The organism is Sphingorhabdus sp. EL138 (genome assembly GCF_945890115.1).
Taxonomy (GTDB): domain Bacteria; phylum Pseudomonadota; class Alphaproteobacteria; order Sphingomonadales; family Sphingomonadaceae; genus Sphingorhabdus_B.
This window is the reverse complement of record NZ_CAMDCK010000012.1, coordinates 13,430-32,992: the sequence shown is the minus strand read 5'-3', so window position 1 is coordinate 32,992 and position 19,563 is coordinate 13,430. Positions and strand designations below refer to the sequence as shown.

Sequence of the window (19,563 nt, the reverse complement as noted above, 5' to 3'; positions counted from 1 at the left end):
CCTCCAAACGCATTTTAACGAACCAGCAGGAAATGGAAGTCCTTGTGATTGGGCGTGTGATTGATAACATAATCTACATAGCCCAACTCCCGAACAGCGAAATCGAGCAACTGCTGGCAGCTTATGTTATCGTAGTAATGGACATGAATTGATTCCCCGCGATCCATGAGCGCAATCAGGCGTGGATCATCGACGCTGCGTCGCAAGTGGCGCGAGTAATGGGCGGGTTCAGCCGACCAGATGCAGCGCCGGAATTCGTCGATCATGCTGTCCAATGAACAGCGATGATGGATCGAATCCTTCGTGCCATGAAGATCTGGGACCACCATGGCAACCTTGCCGCCGCTTTTTAGCTTTGCATGCCACCGCTGCAGATGGCCGATGGGATTAGCTAAGTGTTCAAAGACATGGCTACCGAAAATAAAATCGAGCGAGCCGTCAGGCACTGGGAGTTCTGAGGCATCCCCGACGATGTAGTTGGACCAGAGCTCGGGGCGGATCGGGTACTTGCCGCCCCCATTGTAGAGCCTGTTCCACTCCTCTGCCGGCATCTGCTCAAGATACGAAACGTCACGATCCGATTGGGGTAAAATCTGGGGCACGGGACCCGGTCCGATCTCAACTCCCCGGCCGGTGCAGCTGTCATAAAGCCATTGCCGCGACAAAAGGCGGTGATTGCCGATAAACAACGGCTGGCTTTGGGAGCAATTGAACGAAACATCCAGATCGATCGCGCCGCAGGGCACAAGTGGCCATGGCATTGTTACCGGGTGAACCCCCTCAGCGAATTCCACCTCACCTAAAACGCTTTGGTTCGTCTGAGACAACAAGCGCAAACTAGCTCTGCCGCCAGGAGGAACGGAGAAACGCCAACCGATTTGCTCGGGAAAGTGACGAAACGATACAAACCGTCGAATATCGGAGATCCTGAAGGATGCACCAGACGAGATAGCCAAACCGCGCCATACGCCATCTGCATAGGATCGTTTCGAGGCGACTACCTCGCCATCGAGCAAGAGGTTAGTATCCTGGCGTCGGGCGAGATCAAAAAGGTTCAATGGATTGTTCCAGACTTAGTTGAACTGTTCGTAGGGTGGTAGGCGTCGCTTATGGCCGATCAAGCGCGGCTTCGTCGCATTCGACTTGGACCACGTGCTGCACCATCTCGAAATAGGCATCACTTTGGCCCGTACCGCGCATAGGTTCGTCCTTTTCTGCCTGGACTTCGGTTTGCGATATTGTCGCGTGCTTCATAAAAAGTCCCATTACATGGGAAACTCCACTTTCCACTATGTTGCGCAGATCAGGAGCATAGTATCCACCACGATTGAATGCACCGGTGATAATTTCGTAGGATGGAAAGTAGGCGACGTGGTGGAACTGTGCCGCTAGCGTCTCTGCCGCTATGCGGAGTACCGCCTTGGAGTAGGTTGTCGCCGTGAGAACGTGCTGATCATGCCGAGCTGTAGCTGCCAAGGGAACCGGCGAGACTGTAAGGATAACCTGCGCCTTTGGGTTGACCCGGGCCAGAGCCATCAGGAATTTCGTCATATCCGCTATGACATCATCAAGCGTCTGGTTATAGAACATGTAGCGATCGGGATCGAAGGCTCCGCCTTCCACGCCTGGGCAGACCGGGAAAGCAGAACCGTCATGTCTCGACACCCAGCATTCCGTGAGGCCGAGTGTGAAAACAAACACGTCCAAAGTCTCTAGCATTTCGCGGACAGCCGCAAGGTGTTGGGCCCGATCGAGTTCAAGTTCCAGCTTTGTGATGAAACCGCCTGGCTGGCTAGAAGGCCGGAACGGGTCAAGGAAGACATCGTCCGCTTCCTGCCATACAGACTCCGCTGGAGCGAAGCTACCATAGGCGCGCTCGACCAGCTGGACCAGTTGCCGAGCAGTGTAAATATTGCCGTAGCGCGCGGTGAACAGCCCATAGTTGTTTTTTGTTCGGACAGATTCGGGCAAGATCGGATGGCCCGGTTCGGTAACATAGTAGTTGAAACCGCTGTTGCGTAGGTACCGCGCGATATGTTGCGCGAAACAACTGCCTGCTGTCGCAACCCGCATGTCCGAGTCTATACGAATTGGAAAGTTGACGACAGGGTCTACCAAACCTGGATCGAGCTCAGCGACCGACCGTCGCCAGAAATTGTGCGCTGGGGCGGAGTTGTAGGGATGTGGTTTGGTCATTTAAGCAGACCCTTGTTTTGATTGGTAACAGAGGCAACAAGTTTAAGAATCAAAAGACCATAATCTTCGTTAGCATGGGTCGCATCTTCGGCGTAATATTGTTCCGCTAGAAACCCCTCGTCATTCAAGGCTGCGTGTGGAGCATGTAAGAAATCGAGACCCATGCTCTCAGCCCAGAATTTAGTTCTCTCGCATTCGATTAACCAAAGTTTGCGCCTCAACTCCGGGCGATTTAGGCCGCAGGCTGCAATGTCTTGACCTCGGTACGGCTTATTCCATTTCGCGAGCAATCGTTGCATCATGAATGCATTGTCTTGCTTTGGTGGTGGGCAGGCCAGCACATAGACCCGGCCCGCCGCAACTCCTTTCAATTTCGGCACAAGTGCCTCAGTTTCAAGATGCATGTCGAATGCACTTGTAATGACCCTTCGCGGCACAAGGTAGTCTAAATCAAGCAGACGATCTTCCGGGTTTAGGAAAAAATCGAAATCCAGCCGGGACCGAACCAAGCCGAGGATGTTGTGATACGTCCCCGGGATCGAGAGGAATACATCGACGTTTTCATTTAGCTTTCGAACCAGATCGATTGCCTGATCGTTCGATAGCGCGTCTGGGTCACTTAGCTTATCCCCACTTCGTACCCGATAAACTGGAAACTGGCCCCAGCCTGGAGTGGCCGCCGCGGCTGCGGACATACAAACAGTGTGGCTTTGTCCGACGATTACAGCTTTGGTCATCCTACCCACCCATCACTGAGGCAATCTGCCTTAACACTTGCTCGCCATATCGGCGATTCGCGTGAGTTACATCCTTACCATAATAATGCTTATCGAGAAAACCGCGCGGGCAAACTGTAGCAGTTGGCGGCGGCAGCAATTCGACCCCAACTTTGGAACAAAAATACGTGAGGCTTTTATGTTGCATTTCCCAGCACGCTAGCCGCAATTCCGGTGAATGCGGCTCTAATCTTCCCAGCCCTTCCGCTGCAAACCGTTTCTCATGAAAACGCTTGATGAATTCATTGTCTTCCTTGGGCGGTGGCGGGGTAAGATGAAACACCCGCGAGTGCGTCGCCGACCGTATCTTCTGTAACATAGGCCCATCGGAATTGGTGACGCCACTGGAAATGTAGCTCTCCAGAACGCGCACGGGTATGATGGTTTCTTCAAAATTCACCCCGACTTGTGACGTGTTTTTAGAGACTAAGTAAAAATAAGGCGGCGCACGCACCGTGCTCGGGATGGCATACTGATTGCCTCCTATCGCAGAGAAAACCGCATCGGTTGGTCGCAAGCGGGAAATCTTCTTGCAGAACTCATCTAATCCGGTATCGCCAAGCCAAACTTCACCCTTGACCTTGCGTAAACGAAACAGCTCCAGCGGAGGTAAGACGGGATCGGGATTATCTGCCCGAAAAGCAATTGCCTGCTCGATGGCGACAGTATGGCTGTCGCCAAAGATCATGATGCGCGTTTGCTGTGCTTTACCACTCAGGCGCTCCGCCCAACTTTGCAATCGTTCGATCATGGCTACACGGTCAAAATTGGCGGCATAGACTTCACTAAGCGGTCGACCAACAGCATCTGCTCAAGGAAACCATGTAGGCGATCAAGCGGCAAAGCGCATGGCCCATCGCAAAGGGCCTTTTCCGGGTCCGGGTGAGCTTCGAGGAACAGACCAGCAATCCCCAGTGCCATGCCTGAACGAGCAAGCGCGGCAGCTTGTGCCCGACGCCCGTCGGCACTGTCAGCACGCCCACCTGGCCGTTGCAGCGCATGTGTCGCATCGAATATCACCGGAGCATATTCCTTCATCATGTCCATGCCAAGCATGTCGACGACAAGATTGTTGTAGCCGAAACTCGAGCCACGCTCGCACAGCATTACCCGGCTGTTCCCAGCTTCTCGGCATTTGCGGATGATATGGAGCATTTCCTGGGGAGCCAGAAATTGAGGCTTCTTTATGTTGATGGCAGCGCCAGTGCGCGCCATAGCTGTCACTAGGTCGGTCTGGCGGGCCAGGAATGCCGGCAATTGAATGATATCGGCCACTTCGGCGGCAGGTGCCGCCTGGTAGGGCTCGTGAACGTCGGTAAGCACGGGTACGCCGAAGCGGGCTTTTACCTCCGCGAGGACCGCAAGGCCAGCGTCCAGGCCCGGACCACGGAAAGAAGAGATCGAGGAACGATTGGCTTTATCGAACGAAGCCTTGAAAACATAAGGAATGCCCAAATCGCGAGTTACCGCAACAAAGCGCTCTGCAACTTCCATCACGATATCGCGATCTTCAATTACATTCATACCACCGATTAGGACAAATGGTAAGTTGTTGCTAACAGTGACCCCGTTTGCGACTTCAATAACCTGAATCAAAACGTTTCCCATTCATTATAAAAAACCGCTTATCACGGTCTCAATTACAACTGGCGCTGATAAATGAGATGCCGTAAATAGCAATCAACTTCAACAAGAGTCTAGCTATAAAAAATTTGCGCTATACCACTTTCACTATCGTCGCAAAAAGGTTACGAGAGCTATAATCAGGTGTAAGCACGCGGTTGTGCGCGAAGACACGAGATTGGTCAGCGTGTAGCTATGATATGGAGGGCAAGATGAAGCTAATAGGAGAACTCTATTTTCCCGATAGCGAGCAGCATTTCATGCAATATGGCGAAGCGATTGGCGCCTATCAAAAGCCCCAGCGCGACAAGGCGCTTGAGTATGTCACAAACTGGGAAACTTGCATCGACGTTGGAGCAAACGTTGGCATCTTCTCCCGACATTTCGCAACTCGCTTTATCAAAGTGGTAGCCATCGAACCGGTCGCAGAAAACGTTGCCTGCCTAGAACTGAATGTTCCCAGCAATGTTGAGATTATGAAAATTGCGGTCGGCGAAGAAGCTAGGTCTATCCATATTCAGCGCACGCCCAAGAACGTTGGAGGCGCTTTTGTCTGCGACCACGCTTTAGTTGACTGCCCCATACCGGCTGACAACCCGGATATGATCGAGGAGGTGCAAATGGTAACAATCGACAGCCTAGATCTTAAAGCTGTCGGATTAGTTAAACTCGATATTCAGGGCAGTGAATTAATAGCTTTGCGAGGCAGTTCGGAGACATTGCTGCGCTGTAGGCCGGTTGTGCTGATCGAGGAAAAGCCAATCGGTGGGAAAGGGGGGTCTATCGATCATATCGCGATGGCCTCAGAGTTTTTGATTGGCCTTGGCATGCATCCTAGGGAGAAGGTAGGAGCAGATCGCATATACGCCTTCTGAAAAAATGTCGTGCCGGGCTTCTTGGATACTATCTGCCTTTTTTAGAGTATGGAGTTTTGTTCCTGTACCTAAATGGAAGCTCTAATCATATGGTCCTAAACGCTTCGGAATTGACGAATAAATGCTGCATTGACGACGTCAATGCTAGCTTTGGCTTCAGCTGCAAATAAATCTTCGTCCTTGCCGGATTGCCGCAGAACTTGCCGCATCATCGAAACGACTTCAAGCGAAGAGAGTGTGGGATATTCGAGCCCATCATTCGGGATCGGATGGTCAAATAGTTTGCTCTTACCCAAAAACCTTTTTGCCACGTAGTTGTTGTCAGCTTCGTATAAATTAATGATCTCCCTCCGCTCACAGGCAGACAAACCAAGCTTTACTCCCGTAATTTCTGCGTCTACAATCGCCTTGATTGCGTGCTTGCGCTGAACGCTCGGTTCGAATTCTTTAGAAAGTAGTCTAATCAACTCAATGGTTTTCGCAGAGGGACTGCGGTTTGCACCGGTAAATACCGTATGGATATAGGGTATCTTCGCTGTTCGACAAAAGTCCTGGAAAAGGTCATCTGCAAACAAATAGCCGGGACCGTAGCGCCGCACCGTTAACGAACCCCTGCCAAATACAGACGCCCAAAGGCCCAATCGCCGCCTATAATCGAAACTAGCTGAATGCGTAAATTTCAATTCAGAGAATCTTTCGGATTGGCCTCTTAAGCAACGCGAATAATATCCGCTGATAAATACCTCATCTTGTCTGCGAAGATACACTATAATGTTAACTTTTGTAAAATGTTCTAACAGGCGCTTTTTTAAAGCATGAAGCTTAACCAAATCGTCGACTTTAGACCATAGTAACTCAAAAGAAGTAATCGAAGTTTTGGGAGAGAAATCCAAATCATCCAACCTGTTTAAGGCATCTACCGAGCCGTTGTAGAAGCCCAGCACATCGCGACCCAAATCAGGCATCATTAAAATGCCGAAACGATCACGGTATTTATCTTTTTTTTTGGCAATATACTTTTGAATGGCTGATGACCCAGCTTTTGGCTGACCGATATGCAAGATCAGGATAGACATTCTTAACGATACCCGCATTCGGCATTTCTGTCGATATATACAATTATATAGTGCATTAATATAAAAAGCTTTGTTTCCAACTAGCCCCGCGCCGCCATTGCGCTATGCACCGCCTCAATTCTTTTGTTGAAGCGGTTTTCAGGGCTGGCCATGTCATCCGCACGCATAAACCACATGAAAACCAAAGCAGCTTCCCCGTAATAGATCTGGTGCGAAATCAGACGCGATTCAGCGACCCAGACCTCCCCTGGGTCGAACGCAACTTTGTGTTTGGGTAGTTTTTCCATCCACGTCTGACGGGTCCCGCCCAGCAAATCGGCGTGGATGAATTCAAGTAGTTCGTTAGGGTCCTTTCCAACAAAGCGAGACAGATCGTGCTCTTCATAAATTTGCCGCATGAAATCGTCGGAATGGTGACTGATGTGCCAAATCCGGGGACGGCTATCGAGGTTTGCGAAAATGCGAGCTTGGTGGAAATCGTCATCGATGGAATGGTTGTCCCAGTGCAGGTTTTCGAAAAACGTCTGCATGAGCCGAATGCTTGGGATGAATCGAAATGGGTTATAGCCGGGGAAGCAGGTTCCGAAAATCTTAACAATCTCGTCTTGAGCACTACGCAGCGTCTTTGAAACGGCCTCGAACAGGCTCTGATCGCCTCGGCATAGCACGTCGAAAATCGACTGCCGCAAGGGATCCTTAAACCGCAAAGCCGGACCACTGCGATCAAAGAGCGAACGCTGCACGGGAGGCTCACCTTCGAGAAATGCGGAAGTCGTCAACTTTTTCACGCGGCGCCGGATCTCGGGCTCAAGGACTCGATCCAATTCCTTTTCCATCGAAGCGATTGGGGAGAAGTCTAATGGCAGCCGATAGTCACGGACTAAGACCAGATGGCCCTGCTCAAAGAGGTCGGCAATACCCCCACGCGCGGCGATCTCGGACAAAGAAAGTTCGAGAATATAGTCCTTAACACCAGGGTGGCGATCAATCCGAGCCATTTATGAGTATCCTTTTCTTAGCGGCAATTCTGCCCCTGCACGGATCAGAACTTTTGCGGTTCCTCCAAGAGCAATTTATATTCAGCGTAAACTTCCTCGAAGTCCTCATATTCGGTGATCGCTCCATCGCGGAATAGCAGGAACCGGTTGCATGTTCCTTTTAGGTAACGATGGCTGTGAGATACAATTAGCATAGCCTTTTCTTTACGTTTCTCGAATAACTCGACCTTGCAACGTTCGCGAAAGGAATCGTCCCCGACAGCCATAACTTCATCGATCAAATAGCAATCGAAATCGATAGTCATTGAAATGGCAAATGCTAGGCGGGCCCGCATCCCCGAAGAATAGACACCCACCGGCTCGTACAGATATGAACCAAGTTCTGAAAAATCCTTTACGAAGGCCAGCCGCTCATCAAAATTCACGCCGTAGATCCGGCATATAAAACGTAGGTTATCGATCCCGGTTAGCCTTGAGTGAAAACCGCCGGTGAATGCCAGGGGCCAGGAAACACTCATGCTGCGTTCGACTGTGCCCGAACTTGGCGGCTCTGCTCCGCCGATCACTCGGACTAGAGTAGACTTTCCTGCGCCGTTGCGCCCCAAGATGCCGACATGGTCCCCTGGCTTGATGGTTAGGTCTATGCCTTTAAGGATTTCACGCATCCCGCCCTTGGTCGCGTATTGCTTGGTGATGCCCGTGAGCCGGATCATTCGTAATCAGCTTCAACGTTGAGCCCACGCACCAGCACTAGAGCCACGAAGGTCAAGCATAAGTTAAAGATTGCGACATATGCCATATCGTAATGCGCTTTCATCATTGAACCAAAATATCCCTCTCGAATGAACTCAACACAATTGAGCATCGGGAGGTAAAGAAGCACTTCGCGGACGCGCTCAGGCAGGCTGTCAGCGATAAATGCCGCCCCAGAAAAGGGAAAGAGCAAGTAAGACATTGGCGACCAGAGCTTTTCAACCAGCTCTGAACGTTCCGAAATGGCGCCTAGCAATAACGCCAAGCCCATTCCAAACCAAGCCAGCATCAGCCAGCCGCCGAGAACCTGCAACGCATCCTCCGGTAACTTCATCCAGTCCACTGACCAAAAGGCCGTGATCAAAAATATGAAGGCGACGCTGCTGCCAATAAACTCAAGAAAATTACGCGCCACGTAGACATCAAGCGGTCGCACCTGGCGGTGAAAGAGCAACGGCTTGTTGCTAGTCAGCGCGCCGATGCAGCGACCAGGCATGTTACGCCACATCATCATCGCTGAATAGCCTGTCACCGCAAAGGCCACGATTGGAAGGTCTGAACCGTGTATCGACTGAGTTGCCGTCCATATTGCAGTAATCGTTAGCGTGAACAGCATAGGCTCGAGAATAAGCCAAACGAAGCCGACGTTATTTCTGCCGTAGCGTGTTAAGAGTTCGCGGACCAAGAGCGCATAAATCACGCGCACCTGGACGTTGATGCTGGAGCCGCCAAGCTTAGTGTCATTAAGTGACGGGTTACTGGCCATGCTCTTTAACCCCTGCCAAAAGCATCGATAAGACGCCCCAGGCGACCAAGCCAAGAGCCAGCGTGGAGAGGATCCCGCGGAGCCGCCTTGGTTCTAGTGGGGCGTCGGGAAGGTTTGGCTGAGCAATCCGCTCAACATAGACCTGCTGACGGCGCGCCTCGTTTCGAGCCTCTTGCAGAGAAACTAATGCGCTGCCGAGTTGCTTTTCCGCAAAACTGTTTTCAAGGAATAGCCGCTGATATTCCACGGCGCTAGAGGCCAAGGATTTATTGCCCCCAGCAAGCGTGCCCAATTCCTTTCGCGCAGCGGATTGGAGACTTTTGAGCCGGTTTTCGAATGTCGGTATCTGGGGATTACGAGGCGTAAATGCCTCCAGCTGATTAAGCTGAGTCTGGGTGGCTATGATTTCATCTTGCAGCTTCGACACCATCTCCAGCTGAGCCGACGCCTGCAATTCCGGATCGACGAAGCCCGTTTTGTTGCGAAACGCAGCTAGCGCGAGACTGGCTTTTCTGGAACGGTTTTTGGCCTCTTCAACTTCCAGTTGAGCAAATCTGATCATATCGTCTCGGCCGCGCTGGTTCATACGATTAATTGTTAGCTCGGAAAGTTCCAATAGCTGTCGGTTGAAGCGCTGCGCGTCCTTCGCGGAGTAAGCGCGGACTGTTAATGTCGAAATCGACGTGGTCACATCATTATCGATACGTACGTGATTGCCATAGTATGCGAACAAGTCTTCGAATGTGCCATCTATCCCGAGAGGGTTGAACCTATCAAATATGGAAATGTGCGCCCTGGAGAACGCCTTCTCAAAAGCACCGTTGAGATTAACCGCGACAAGTGCATCTCGAGACTCTACAAACACCTTAGCCGCACTTACTTCTTCGCCGGCATTGGTAAATCCCCCGCCAGCCAAAATCTGGCCAATACCAGAAACCGAGGAACGCTCCGGACTTTGGACCACAAACCTAGATTCGGAAATATATACCCCCGAGGCAATAAATCCGAAATAAATACATGATAAGAGAGTAGGAATTATTACGCAAATTTGGAAAACTTTGCCAACTTTCATCTTACGAACTGATGCATAATCAAACATATTTATTGCTTCACTTTTTGTTTCCCGAGAGATTTCGGACTGGAAATCATCGCACTTCGACGGAGCGTTTGAGGAACAATTTCAATTGTAGACTGATCTTCGCAGGCTCCTTCTCGGGCTTCCTAGTTCAGGCCCGCGCCTGACGCAACTAAAGAGCTTCCAATGTCGGAACAAGTCAATTTAGCCTCAGTGAAGTGACACCTTAAATCTCCTCCATTTTTAATTAGAGTCCGGATCTTAATAGAAGAACGGAGCGATGAAGTGACTAATGTTTATAGAAGGGCAGATTATCAGGGTGCTGCGGGAGGCAGAGGCAGGCGGGAAGACGGCTGATGTTGCCCGTCGGCACGGCGTATCGGAGGCGACGCTTTACAACTGGAAGTCTTTGAGGCCAAGTACCTTGGGGCGCTGGAAGATGAGAACGGGGGGCTCAAGCGTCTGCCGGTAGACGCCATGTTAGACAATGCAGGTCTGAAGGATCTACTGTCAAAAAAATGGTAACGCTCGCAGCAAACCGTGCAGCGGTCGCAAGTTTTGAAGCACTGCTTGATGTCAACAAGCGGCGGGAATGCAGGGTCCTAGTCGAGGACCGGGAGGTCATCCGCTTCCGGTCTTGTCGCGGCGATGACGAGGTGCCTCGCTGACCTCAAAAAGCTAGGGGCTGCGTCGCTAGGCCATAAGGGTAACAACAAAGCTGAGGCACTAACTGTAACTGGATAATAGTTGAGGGTCACGTCCCCGATTATTTACACGATTGCTCTGCCATGGCGTTTACTCTAAGCAATATGAAGAGGGGAAGAAGCTGAAGTTAAATGAAGTCGTCGGTTTAATAGTTACAGAATGAGGTTCGTGTTATGTATCGTTTTTGGCTCCTTTGTGTTGTGGGGATTTTTGCTGCTGCGCTTTCCGGTTGTACCTCGCTGGGAAATTCAGGCCCATCGACCTCACGAATTGTTGCGAGTTCGAAATATGATCTGACAGGGAGTATTGTTCAAGTCATTGACGTCGACGACGAAGTCGCTACCAGACTGCATCGCTACACTCGGCCAACTCCATTCTCCGAGGCGTTAGCGGACACGCGAGCCATTCAGACAAAGATCGGGTTTGGCGATGTCCTCGCCGTAACGGTTTGGGAGGTCCCCCCGGCAGTTTTGTTTGGCATGTTAGATCCTAAGGCGAACTCATCGCCCAATGCCGTCGGTGGAAATACCGAAATTCCGGCTCAGATGGTCGACGAGAATGGCTTGATTTCTCTCCCCTATATTGGCGTAATAAAGGCGGCTTACCAAACGCCGCATCAACTCGAAGAAGAGATCAGGAAGCGCCTGGCAGGAATAGCGAATATGCCTCAGGTTATCGTCAGCATTGCCCGCAACAACAGTTCAAACGTAACAGTCTTGGGTGAAGTTGCAACCAGCTCCATGGTTCCACTGACGCCGCGCGGCGAACGGGTTCTAGATGTCCTTGCGGCCGTCGGAGGAGTTCGCCAGCAAGTGGACAAGATTACTATACAGATTACGCGGGCCGGTACGGTAGCCACAATGCCAATGCAAAATCTTATTCAAGATCCCCTCCAGAATGTCCGTCTGCAACCGGAGGATGTGGTGACAGCGATTTTCCAGCCGTATAGCTTTATAGCGCTAGGCGCGAGCGGATTGAATGCAGAGGTGCCGTTTGAGGCGTCAGGTATCTCTCTGTCTCAGGCTTTCGGCCGGATAAGCGGACTTCGTGATGAGCGGGCGAATACGCGAGGCGTTTTTGTTTTCAGATGGGAAGATGCCAAACTATTAGAACTGACCAGCAATAGTCCGATCCCTCAAAGGAGTGATGGCAAAACGCCTGTAATCTATCGAGTAGATCTATCCGATCCAAAGTCCTTTTTCATTGCGCAAAATTTTCCGATGAAAAACAAAGACATTGTTTATGTGTCCAATGCTTCTGGGGCTGAACTCCAAAAATTTGTAAGCCTTCTCTCCCAAACAGCGTTTTCGATAATCGGCGTTACGAACTATGTGAACGGAAAATAACCTAGTGCCAGCAAAACTTGATGACGCAGTATTTGGATTTATGAAAGATGCTGCAGAAAAGTTAATACTCCCAAAATTTCGCTTGCTGGAACGTCATGAGGTAAGAGATAAATCTGTCGGTGAACTCGTCACAACCGCTGATTTGGAGGCGGAGGCATTTTTAAGCGATGCCTTGGCGAAACTATTGCCTGAAGCAAAAATTGTAGGCGAAGAGGCGGCATCTGAAGACGCTGCCGTGATGAATCAGTTGAGCGAAGGTCTTTGCTGGATCATTGACCCCTTGGACGGAACAAACAACTTTGCAAATGGCACTGGCCCCTTCGGCATTATGGTAGCACTCACAAAATTCGGTGAGGTAATTGGCGGCTGGATACTTGATCCTTTGACGGGGAGGAGGTGTTCCGCATCGCTTGGTTCAGGATCGCGGATCAACGGGGAAAAGGTTTTTTCAAAAGCATCAGGGCAAACCCCGAAGTTGCTAGCAATGTCGTCTCTTTATGGCAGTGTAACTGATCGCGAACTTCTTCGGCATGCTTTCGAAGGTATGTACCAGCTTTCAGAAATTCCGAGATGCGCTGCAGAACAATATCCCAGAATGACGCTAGGGCAGAGTGATATCACTCTGTTTGGAAGAACCCTGGCTTGGGACCATGCCGCCGGTTCTCTATTTGTATCGGAAGCTGGTGGATATGTGGCCCGCAAAAATGGTGATCCATATCGTGTTGACCAAACCGGCTCAGGCCTGATTGTTGCTACGGATCACGATACGTGGGAGCAATTTTCTGTTCAATTGAACGAGTTCGAGCGGGTTGCCAAAGGGGTGCCAGTTTAGGTGGCAAGACCCTTTCTTCGCATTCCACCATTTCCTCGGCACAAAGGCGGGCCTTTGACGCAAGCTGGCAACAGCAGGGTTGACGCTGCGGAAATTTTGATGGCAGTATGTGATGCTCAGATCGGCGGCGCTTTTTGGGGTGCTCAGCCGGACATAAGCGATAATGTCATTCTTCTTGTTCCAGATAGCGAAGAACAACTTCAGGCGATGCTGGCACGCTTGGGCAGGGATCAGCGAAGTGCCGCTATCGCGCCGGCTATGCGTCTCCCCAGAACCTGCCAGAGACTTCCTGCTGACTGTGATCCTTGGCATTTGGCGGCATCGGCGGATGAAATCTGGGCTGGGGCAGATCAAGAAATTGCTTTGGTTGCATGCTTAAGTGGTGCTTCCCTGATCCTTTTTGGGGATGGCCGTTTTGCCGGATGCGATGTCGCACCCGAAGCAGTGCTTGCCGACATTGTAGCGGCTTGGCGCTACATCAGCCCCTTTACGGGTGAGGATTGGAGCCCGATAGACGCAATCTCACAGCTTGCCGCATGGCGGAAACTTATTGACGCCAATCGGAATATCGATGCTGTTTATGGGGTCGCAGGGTGGAAACGTGTTACGCTTGATGCGATGCTCTGGGCTGGGTCTTCCCCGGTCCCCTACGCCCGTGGGTTCCGGCCCATTAGGGCTGCGCGCCAGTATCAAATTGCTTGGAAATCGAGAACGGCTTCTGGGGTGCTTGCCGAGCTAGCCCATAATGGCACGCAAGTCGGTGAAATTGAGGACGGATTTATACGCTCTGTCGGTTTGGGAGCGAATTGCGTGCCACCTCTTTCGGCAATCGTGGATTTGACAGGAATTTACTTTGATCCCAATCAACAAAGCGATTTAGAGAATATATTACAAAGCGATAACTTCGACGCAAAATTGTCTCGCCGTGCCGCAGAATTGAAAAACCGGCTTGTTGAAGCTGACATTAGCAAATACGGGCGCAGCAGAAACGAGATAAAGCTTGCGGATAGAAACCGTCATATAATTCTCGTAGCAGGGCAGGTAGAAGATGACCGGTCAATATGCACGGGTGGGGACGGCATGACGAATTTAGAACTTCTGGCACGCGCACGCACGCACGAGCCTGACGCCCATATTATCTACAAGCCACATCCCGATGTAGTTGCCGGTCACCGCAAGGGCCATATAGAAACGGCTGAGGCGCTCCGCTTTGCTGATGAAATCCAGCACAATACGGCAATCACATCGCTTATCGATGCCGTGGACGGCGTCCATGTCATTACGTCGCTCGCCGGCTTTGAAGCTCTGTTGCGCGGCAAGGCTGTGACGACCCATGGCGTGCCCTTTTATGCCGGCTGGGGACTGACCAAGGATTTGGGCAATGTACCGGCCCGGCGCACCCGGCGTCTGTCGCTAGATGAACTCGTGGCAGGAACCTTACTGCTCTATCCGCGCTATACGGACCCCGTGACACGCTTGCCCTGCCCCGCTGAATTGCTGGTGGAACGGATAGCGCATGGAGCAGCCAGTATATCAACCCCGCTGATCACCTTGCGACAATGGCAGGGCCGCTTGCGGTCGCTTCTGCGGTCGCTTATTGGAGGGCGCTAATGTTCGCTCGTGTCCCTGCCAATGTTTCTGTAGAACACCGGAAATTTTTATTCTTGCAAGGTCCCCCCGGGCCATTCTTTAGGCTGCTGGCGCAGAGGCTGGTGGAACAAGGCGCGTGCGTCCGTCGAATCAATTTGTCAGGCGGCGACAAGCATGACTGGCCCGACGATAGCGTCAATTATGCCGGTTTAATGCGCCGCTGGCCATTATTCTTTGATCGTGTCGTGCTGGATTGGGGCATAACCGATCTCGTCCTTTTTGGAGATTGCCGGCCTGTGCATCAGGTGGCGATCCGATTGGCACAGCTGCGGGGCATTCACGTTCATGTTTTTGAGGAGGGATATATTAGGCCCGATTGGATGACGCTGGAGCGCGATGGCGTGAACGGCCACTCTCCAATTACCCGTGATCCCGACCTAATCTTGGCCGCGGCACGCGCATTGCCCCCAATTCCGAAGCTGCCTACAATTACCGCAGATTTTAAAAGGCGCGCGCGCGACAGCTATTGGCATTATCATCATGTGTTTTTCGGAAAATTGCGTTTCCCATTTTACCGCACCCATCGGCAAGGCTCTTTGTTCTTAGATGCGTTCGGATGGCTGTTGAAATTCGCACGTAAGCCAAGGCGCGATGCGCAGGCAGAACAGACGATAAAATGCGTTGAAGATAAAGACTATTTCCTATTCCCGCTCCAGTTAACGGGAGACTATCAGATCCGCGCCCACTCGCCATTTGGGTCGATGTTGGTCGCCATGGAATATGTGCTTGCAAGTTTCGCGGGTTTTGCCCCCCAAAATGTCAACTTGCTCATCAAAGAACACCCGCTCGATAGCGGATATTTAGACTGGCGACGGAAGATTATGATCCAAGCGCGCCGACTGGGCATAGAGGATCGCGTTTTTCATATTGACGGCGGCGATCTTCAGAAACTTACAGAGGCATCGCTTGGCATGGTCTGCGTGAACAGCACATCGGGAACGCTTGCTTTGGAAGCTGGAAAGCCTGTCGCGGTGCTTGGCGAAGCCGTGTATGATGTCCCAGGAGTAACGCACCAAGGCGGCCTGGATAAATTTTGGTCCCTACCAGAAATACCTGACGTGCGCCTTTACGATGCGTTCAAACGCATGCTGCATGCGCAATGCCTGGTCCGAGGGGGCTTAGCCAGCAAATCGGGGGTTGAGACACTTGTCAAAAACAGCGCCGAACGACTGCTTGCCGAACTGACGCCGCAGGCGGCTGAAAACCACCGCCCTGTGAAGCGCCGCCCTAGTCTGCGCCGTGTTGCGTGACCCACTGCCCTTGCGAATAGCCGCAGTTTTATGCTTGTAATGCACATGGAAGTTAGACAAAGCCACGGTCGTGTGATGCGCGGTGCAACCTCCTAGGAATGTAATAGCCCTAAATATGCCGCGTCAGCGTCCTTTCCTTATTGATGTGAGCCGCCTGATCTGGCGCGCATGGAGCCTGCGCCTGCCAACAGGGATTGATCGGGTATGCCTTGCCTATCTAGCGCATTACGGCGCGCGTTCCCATGCGGTCATTCAAAAGCAAAGCTTGCGCATCGTTCTCAATGCCAAGGCAAGCGACGCCTTATTCCAGTTGCTGCTTCATGGCGGACCGCGCATGAGGACCAATCTGACAACTTGCCTTGCGCAAGCGGGCTGGCAGAGAGAGCGGGATGTCCGAGGCAAACTCTACCTGAATGTCGGGCATACGGGCCTTGACGTGCGCAGCCTGCCCAATTGGCTGAAACGGACAAAGCTTCGGCCTGTCTATCTTGTGCACGACCTGATCCCCATTACCCACCCGCATTATTGCCGCGCGGGAGAAGCTGAACGCCATACCAAGCGGATGCGCCACCTGCTCGAAAGCGCAGATGGCGTTATTGCAAATTCGCAAGACACGCTTGATCAGCTTGAGCAGTTCGCAATCGAGCAGAACCTTCCCCTTCCAGGACATAAGCTGACGGCGTTGCTCGGCACTGAAGCATTGCCAATCACGGCTCCGTCTCTTGACCGACCATCTCGTCCTTATTTTGTTATGATCGGCACGATTGAGGCTCGGAAAAACCATCTGCTGTTGCTCAAGATATGGCAACATCTTGTCCAAGATTTAGGAGAGAATGCTCCTATATTGCTCCTCATCGGGCAACGCGGCTGGGAAATTGATGAGGTCGCCCAGATCCTTGATCAGGATCGCAGCCTGCAAGGCCATGTCGTCGAATTGAGCAGGTGCAGCGATGGGCGGATGATTGGCCTTCTTAGCGGGGCAAGAGCCTTGCTGATACCCAGCTTTGCTGAAGGCTTTGGCATCCCCGTGATCGAAGCGTTGCAATCCGGAGCCCCTGTGATTGCATCGGATCTGGGTGTGTTTCGTGAAGTTGCAGGAGACATTCCCCTTTACCTGCGCCCCGATGATCCAACGGCTTGGATGGAAGCCATATTAAGCTATTCAGAAGGTTCTGCAGACCGGCAGCGGCAAGCCTCGCTTATCGCCAATTATGTAGCACCCAATTGGGAAGATCACTTCCGACGCGTCGATAGCTGGCTAGGGGTCATCGAATAAGACGGCCGCCAGAATAACGGCGCATTTGGTCCGCGTGCGATTAGACTAGGCCGTTGATCGCACACAGAGTAGGGCGTGCCATCCATCCAACTAGCGCTCCCGGCCTGTGTCAGAATTAGCGCCCCTGGCGCGTTATCCCAAGGCAGGCTTCGCCAAAATACTGCAAAATCCTGCGTGCCATCAATGCACTGCGTGTAATCAACGCCAGCGCACATTAGACCGGGCAGTGCCACATCAAAATCTACCCGTGTCTTATCGATCAACTGTTGCTGGCTTGCATTGGTATAGCGGGTTGGGAGGGCGCCAATACGTCCAGGCTGTCCTGACGGCTGCGCGCGTACAGGGGCGCCATAGGTCCCCACACAGGGTAATTGCAGGTGCCATCGCCTGTTCCGGCTCGTCACAGCACTCTGCTTTTCGGCGGGCGGCCAAAGGTCAGCTGGCTAACATTAAGACCCACACCGGCATAAAATTTCCACCTAACTGGGTCTCCGCACTCCTCTCCTGGGAGGCAAAGCAGGATAGGGCTGCCATTTGGTTACCCGTCAAAAAATTATGTTTGTTCACAACGTGACCATTGCTCGGTCTCAGACCCGATTATCTGTTGATAATTAAAAGTAACGGCATTACTATCCGTTTATTCATCCAAACTGGGCAGGGGTTATCTGTGGATACTGAAGACATGAAGCCTGTAGAAGCGATCTACTCGCTTGGCATTTCACACAATAAATTCGGGCTCCCGCTGCCGGATGGTACGACGTATCCGGAATGGGCTACGAACTACAGCGGTGAGAGAGCTCTTGAGTTTATCACTCATTTTGACCGGGTTCGAGACCGCGATTGGGAGCAGTGCTCTTTCCTCGACCTCGGGTGCAGCGAGGGCTCAACCACGTTCGAGCTATCTCAGATGGGATCAGTGGTATTTGGCGTTGAAGGCCGCGAGGACGGCATCTGTCGGGCCAATGTGATCAGATCAGTATTAGGTTCGGAAAACACCCATTTCTCAGTTGGAAATATAGACGATGAAGCCAGCTACAGAAAAGTAGATGGTGTTTTCAACGCAGGTGTCCTTTATCATTTAGAGGATCCTTTGGCCTGCCTTAAGCGCACGGCAGAGAGCGCGAGGCTGTTTGTGTACCTCGACACGGGTCATGCTCCCCGCAGCGAGACCGAACAGCAAAACTCCAAATTTGTTGCGAACTTTGGCAATCGCTATACGCTCGATTACGAGGGTCTGGAATTGGACGTCGTAGACTTCGCTGAACCAAAAAACAAGTCAGAGGTGCAGGGAGACGGTCTGCGCCGCGGTCCTCGATCCGGGATTGGCAACGACAACTCGGTTTGGCTCTCTCATGATAGTGCGATTGCGCTAATGGCTAAGCTTGGCTTCCCTTTCCATGAAACGATCAAGGAATACCCGCATATCCCGCGGCTTCGGACTGTATTTTTCCGCACAGAACCGAGGCCGACGACTTTTGATGGCAAGTACACTTGGCCATTGCCTGAAACTCTTCCGCGTAACGAAGCAATCCGTCGAACTTGCCAGCGCGACATTGAGTTTCTCCGCGGGACAGGCCACCCTGTAATCGTTCTTGGTCGCGGATCGCTGCTGTCCATTATTGGAGGTGAGTTACGTGATGCCGGCGTCCAAGTGAGCGAGATGGTCGTCCTGCCGGATATGCCAGTTTCCAAAGGCATGATGAACCAACTCACTAAGGACAAAAGTGGCTTTATCGTTTTAGCAGTCGATGATGTAGTAAAGATGGCCCGAAATGTAGGGATTTTGAACCGTTTTGACTATGTGTTCACTAGTTTTGCCTTGGCGAGGAAATAGAAACTCGTTGATTTGATCGGCCCTTCTGGGTGGTCCTCCGGTTCCGCTACGCTCCACCTGCGGCCGGAACTGGCCAAGGAGGTTATCATGCACTAACAATCAACCCGGACCACTCAGGGGGGTGGCCACTCTTCCTGGGTGGAAAGGACCGCAGCACAACATTCGGAATGTAGCTCAATAAAGCACAAGGCGGTATCCTTAAACCGGTCAAAGCCTACCAAATACACCAAATACAAAAAATTATGCCTGAGCGGGTTAAAGTAGCGTCATAGCTTGAAGATATAGACGCTTGAATTTGGAGCTCCCATCGTCCAGTAATCAAGCTTGCCAAGAGGGTGTGGAACAGTTCGACGCAAGGACTAGAAGTTAGTGCCAGGCAAAGTAGAAAATAAACAACGATCCAGCCTCTTTTCTCAACTCGTATTTTGAAACCGAGCGGCACCCGAGCGCTCAGTTGGATGGTCCCAAGGTGGAATACCGTCAAGGACAAGGCATATCAAAAGTGCCGATGATATATCTGGCGCGGCGGGGC

At 51.7% G+C, this 19,563-nt stretch carries 17 protein-coding genes and 1 pseudogene; 8 read left to right on the top strand and 10 right to left on the bottom strand.

Annotated elements, in window-relative coordinates:
- Window positions 1–14: 14 nt before the first annotated feature.
- The 5 genes from Q0O07_RS07225 to kdsA are packed head-to-tail and all read right to left on the bottom strand — an operon-like array spanning window position 15 to window position 4,568.
- Window positions 15–1,058 carry a bifunctional 2-polyprenyl-6-hydroxyphenol methylase/3-demethylubiquinol 3-O-methyltransferase UbiG gene (locus Q0O07_RS07225; RefSeq protein ID WP_295492050.1) on the bottom strand — a complete coding sequence of 348 codons (1,044 nt, stop codon included), beginning with the start codon at window positions 1,056–1,058 and terminating at the stop codon, window positions 15–17.
- A 49-nt stretch (window positions 1,059–1,107) separates the two neighbouring features.
- Window positions 1,108–2,196, bottom strand: a complete 1,089-nt coding sequence (locus tag Q0O07_RS07220; protein WP_295492048.1) for a GSCFA domain-containing protein — start codon at window positions 2,194–2,196, stop codon at window positions 1,108–1,110.
- Window positions 2,193–2,933 (bottom strand): hypothetical protein, encoded by a 741-nt coding sequence (locus Q0O07_RS07215; protein WP_295492046.1) that lies wholly within the window; start codon window positions 2,931–2,933, stop codon window positions 2,193–2,195. The genes Q0O07_RS07220 and Q0O07_RS07215 overlap by 4 nt, the downstream gene beginning before the upstream one ends.
- 1 nt (window position 2,934) lies before the next feature.
- Window positions 2,935–3,723, bottom strand: coding sequence for a hypothetical protein (locus Q0O07_RS07210; protein ID WP_295492044.1), 789 nt, complete (start codon window positions 3,721–3,723; stop codon window positions 2,935–2,937).
- 2 nt (window positions 3,724–3,725) lie between these two features.
- Window positions 3,726–4,568 (bottom strand): 3-deoxy-8-phosphooctulonate synthase, encoded by an 843-nt coding sequence (gene kdsA / locus Q0O07_RS07205; protein WP_295492042.1) that lies wholly within the window; start codon window positions 4,566–4,568, stop codon window positions 3,726–3,728.
- 239 nt (window positions 4,569–4,807) lie between these two features.
- Between kdsA and Q0O07_RS07200 the strand changes: the two genes are divergently transcribed.
- Window positions 4,808–5,470, top strand: a complete 663-nt coding sequence (locus Q0O07_RS07200) for an FkbM family methyltransferase (protein WP_295492040.1) — start codon at window positions 4,808–4,810, stop codon at window positions 5,468–5,470.
- Window positions 5,471–5,565: 95 nt separating this feature from the next.
- On the opposite strand, the gene Q0O07_RS07195 is transcribed toward Q0O07_RS07200, so the two are convergent.
- The 5 genes from Q0O07_RS07195 to Q0O07_RS07175 form a co-directional block, all read right to left on the bottom strand.
- Window positions 5,566–6,546, bottom strand: coding sequence for a hypothetical protein (locus Q0O07_RS07195; protein WP_295492038.1), 981 nt, complete (start codon window positions 6,544–6,546; stop codon window positions 5,566–5,568).
- Between the two features lie 80 nt (window positions 6,547–6,626).
- Window positions 6,627–7,544 (bottom strand): hypothetical protein, encoded by a 918-nt coding sequence (locus Q0O07_RS07190; protein WP_295492037.1) that lies wholly within the window; start codon window positions 7,542–7,544, stop codon window positions 6,627–6,629.
- Between the two features lie 44 nt (window positions 7,545–7,588).
- Entirely contained in the window at window positions 7,589–8,257 is a 669-nt protein-coding gene (locus Q0O07_RS07185; RefSeq protein ID WP_295492035.1) for an ABC transporter ATP-binding protein, read from the bottom strand.
- Entirely contained in the window at window positions 8,254–9,063 is an 810-nt protein-coding gene (locus Q0O07_RS07180; RefSeq protein WP_295492033.1) for an ABC transporter permease, read from the bottom strand. Before Q0O07_RS07180 ends, Q0O07_RS07185 begins: the two co-directional genes overlap by 4 nt.
- Window positions 9,053–10,162, bottom strand: coding sequence for a hypothetical protein (locus tag Q0O07_RS07175; protein ID WP_295492031.1), 1,110 nt, complete (start codon window positions 10,160–10,162; stop codon window positions 9,053–9,055). The genes Q0O07_RS07180 and Q0O07_RS07175 overlap by 11 nt, the downstream gene beginning before the upstream one ends.
- Before the next feature lie 268 nt (window positions 10,163–10,430).
- Between Q0O07_RS07175 and Q0O07_RS07170 the strand changes: the two are divergent.
- From Q0O07_RS07170 to Q0O07_RS07140, 7 genes and pseudogenes are all read left to right on the top strand, one after another.
- Window positions 10,431–10,791 (top strand): annotated as a pseudogene (locus Q0O07_RS07170) (transposase); the annotation flags it as partial.
- A 225-nt stretch (window positions 10,792–11,016) separates the two neighbouring features.
- Window positions 11,017–12,189 carry a polysaccharide biosynthesis/export family protein gene (locus tag Q0O07_RS07165; protein ID WP_295492029.1) on the top strand — a complete coding sequence of 391 codons (1,173 nt, stop codon included), beginning with the start codon at window positions 11,017–11,019 and terminating at the stop codon, window positions 12,187–12,189.
- 4 nt (window positions 12,190–12,193) lie between these two features.
- Entirely contained in the window at window positions 12,194–13,021 is an 828-nt protein-coding gene (locus tag Q0O07_RS07160; RefSeq protein ID WP_295492027.1) for an inositol monophosphatase family protein, read from the top strand.
- A gap of 99 nt (window positions 13,022–13,120) precedes the next feature.
- Complete coding sequence (locus tag Q0O07_RS07155) at window positions 13,121–14,632, top strand: beta-3-deoxy-D-manno-oct-2-ulosonic acid transferase (protein ID WP_295492025.1); 1,512 nt, start codon at window positions 13,121–13,123, stop codon at window positions 14,630–14,632.
- On the top strand, window positions 14,632–15,921 hold the full coding sequence (locus tag Q0O07_RS07150; protein WP_295492023.1) for a capsular biosynthesis protein: 1,290 nt from the start codon (window positions 14,632–14,634) through the stop codon (window positions 15,919–15,921). Before Q0O07_RS07155 ends, Q0O07_RS07150 begins: the two co-directional genes overlap by 1 nt.
- 115 nt (window positions 15,922–16,036) lie before the next feature.
- Complete coding sequence (locus tag Q0O07_RS07145) at window positions 16,037–17,197, top strand: glycosyltransferase family 1 protein (protein WP_295492022.1); 1,161 nt, start codon at window positions 16,037–16,039, stop codon at window positions 17,195–17,197.
- A 667-nt stretch (window positions 17,198–17,864) separates the two neighbouring features.
- Window positions 17,865–19,031, top strand: coding sequence for a methyltransferase domain-containing protein (locus tag Q0O07_RS07140; RefSeq protein WP_295492020.1), 1,167 nt, complete (start codon window positions 17,865–17,867; stop codon window positions 19,029–19,031).
- Window positions 19,032–19,563 lie beyond the last annotated feature (532 nt).

What these genes read in the sequence shown, in the direction of transcription:
- Q0O07_RS07220 (WP_295492048.1), bottom strand. Translation starts at nt 2,196, where the DNA reads ATGACCAAACCACATCCCTACAACTCCGCCCCAGCGCACAATTTCTGG.
- Q0O07_RS07215 (WP_295492046.1), bottom strand. Translation starts at nt 2,933, where the DNA reads ATGACCAAAGCTGTAATCGTCGGACAAAGCCACACTGTTTGTATGTCC.
- Q0O07_RS07210 (WP_295492044.1), bottom strand. Translation starts at nt 3,723, where the DNA reads ATGATCGAACGATTGCAAAGTTGGGCGGAGCGCCTGAGTGGTAAAGCA.
- Q0O07_RS07200 (WP_295492040.1), top strand. Translation starts at nt 4,808, where the DNA reads ATGAAGCTAATAGGAGAACTCTATTTTCCCGATAGCGAGCAGCATTTC.
- Q0O07_RS07195 (WP_295492038.1), bottom strand. Translation starts at nt 6,546, where the DNA reads ATGTCTATCCTGATCTTGCATATCGGTCAGCCAAAAGCTGGGTCATCA.
- Q0O07_RS07190 (WP_295492037.1), bottom strand. Translation starts at nt 7,544, where the DNA reads ATGGCTCGGATTGATCGCCACCCTGGTGTTAAGGACTATATTCTCGAA.
- Q0O07_RS07185 (WP_295492035.1), bottom strand. Translation starts at nt 8,257, where the DNA reads ATGATCCGGCTCACGGGCATCACCAAGCAATACGCGACCAAGGGCGGG.
- Q0O07_RS07180 (WP_295492033.1), bottom strand. Translation starts at nt 9,063, where the DNA reads ATGGCCAGTAACCCGTCACTTAATGACACTAAGCTTGGCGGCTCCAGC.
- Q0O07_RS07175 (WP_295492031.1), bottom strand. Translation starts at nt 10,162, where the DNA reads ATGTTTGATTATGCATCAGTTCGTAAGATGAAAGTTGGCAAAGTTTTC.
- Q0O07_RS07165 (WP_295492029.1), top strand. Translation starts at nt 11,017, where the DNA reads ATGTATCGTTTTTGGCTCCTTTGTGTTGTGGGGATTTTTGCTGCTGCG.
- Q0O07_RS07155 (WP_295492025.1), top strand. Translation starts at nt 13,121, where the DNA reads ATGGCAGTATGTGATGCTCAGATCGGCGGCGCTTTTTGGGGTGCTCAG.
- Q0O07_RS07150 (WP_295492023.1), top strand. Translation starts at nt 14,632, where the DNA reads ATGTTCGCTCGTGTCCCTGCCAATGTTTCTGTAGAACACCGGAAATTT.
- Q0O07_RS07145 (WP_295492022.1), top strand. Translation starts at nt 16,037, where the DNA reads ATGCCGCGTCAGCGTCCTTTCCTTATTGATGTGAGCCGCCTGATCTGG.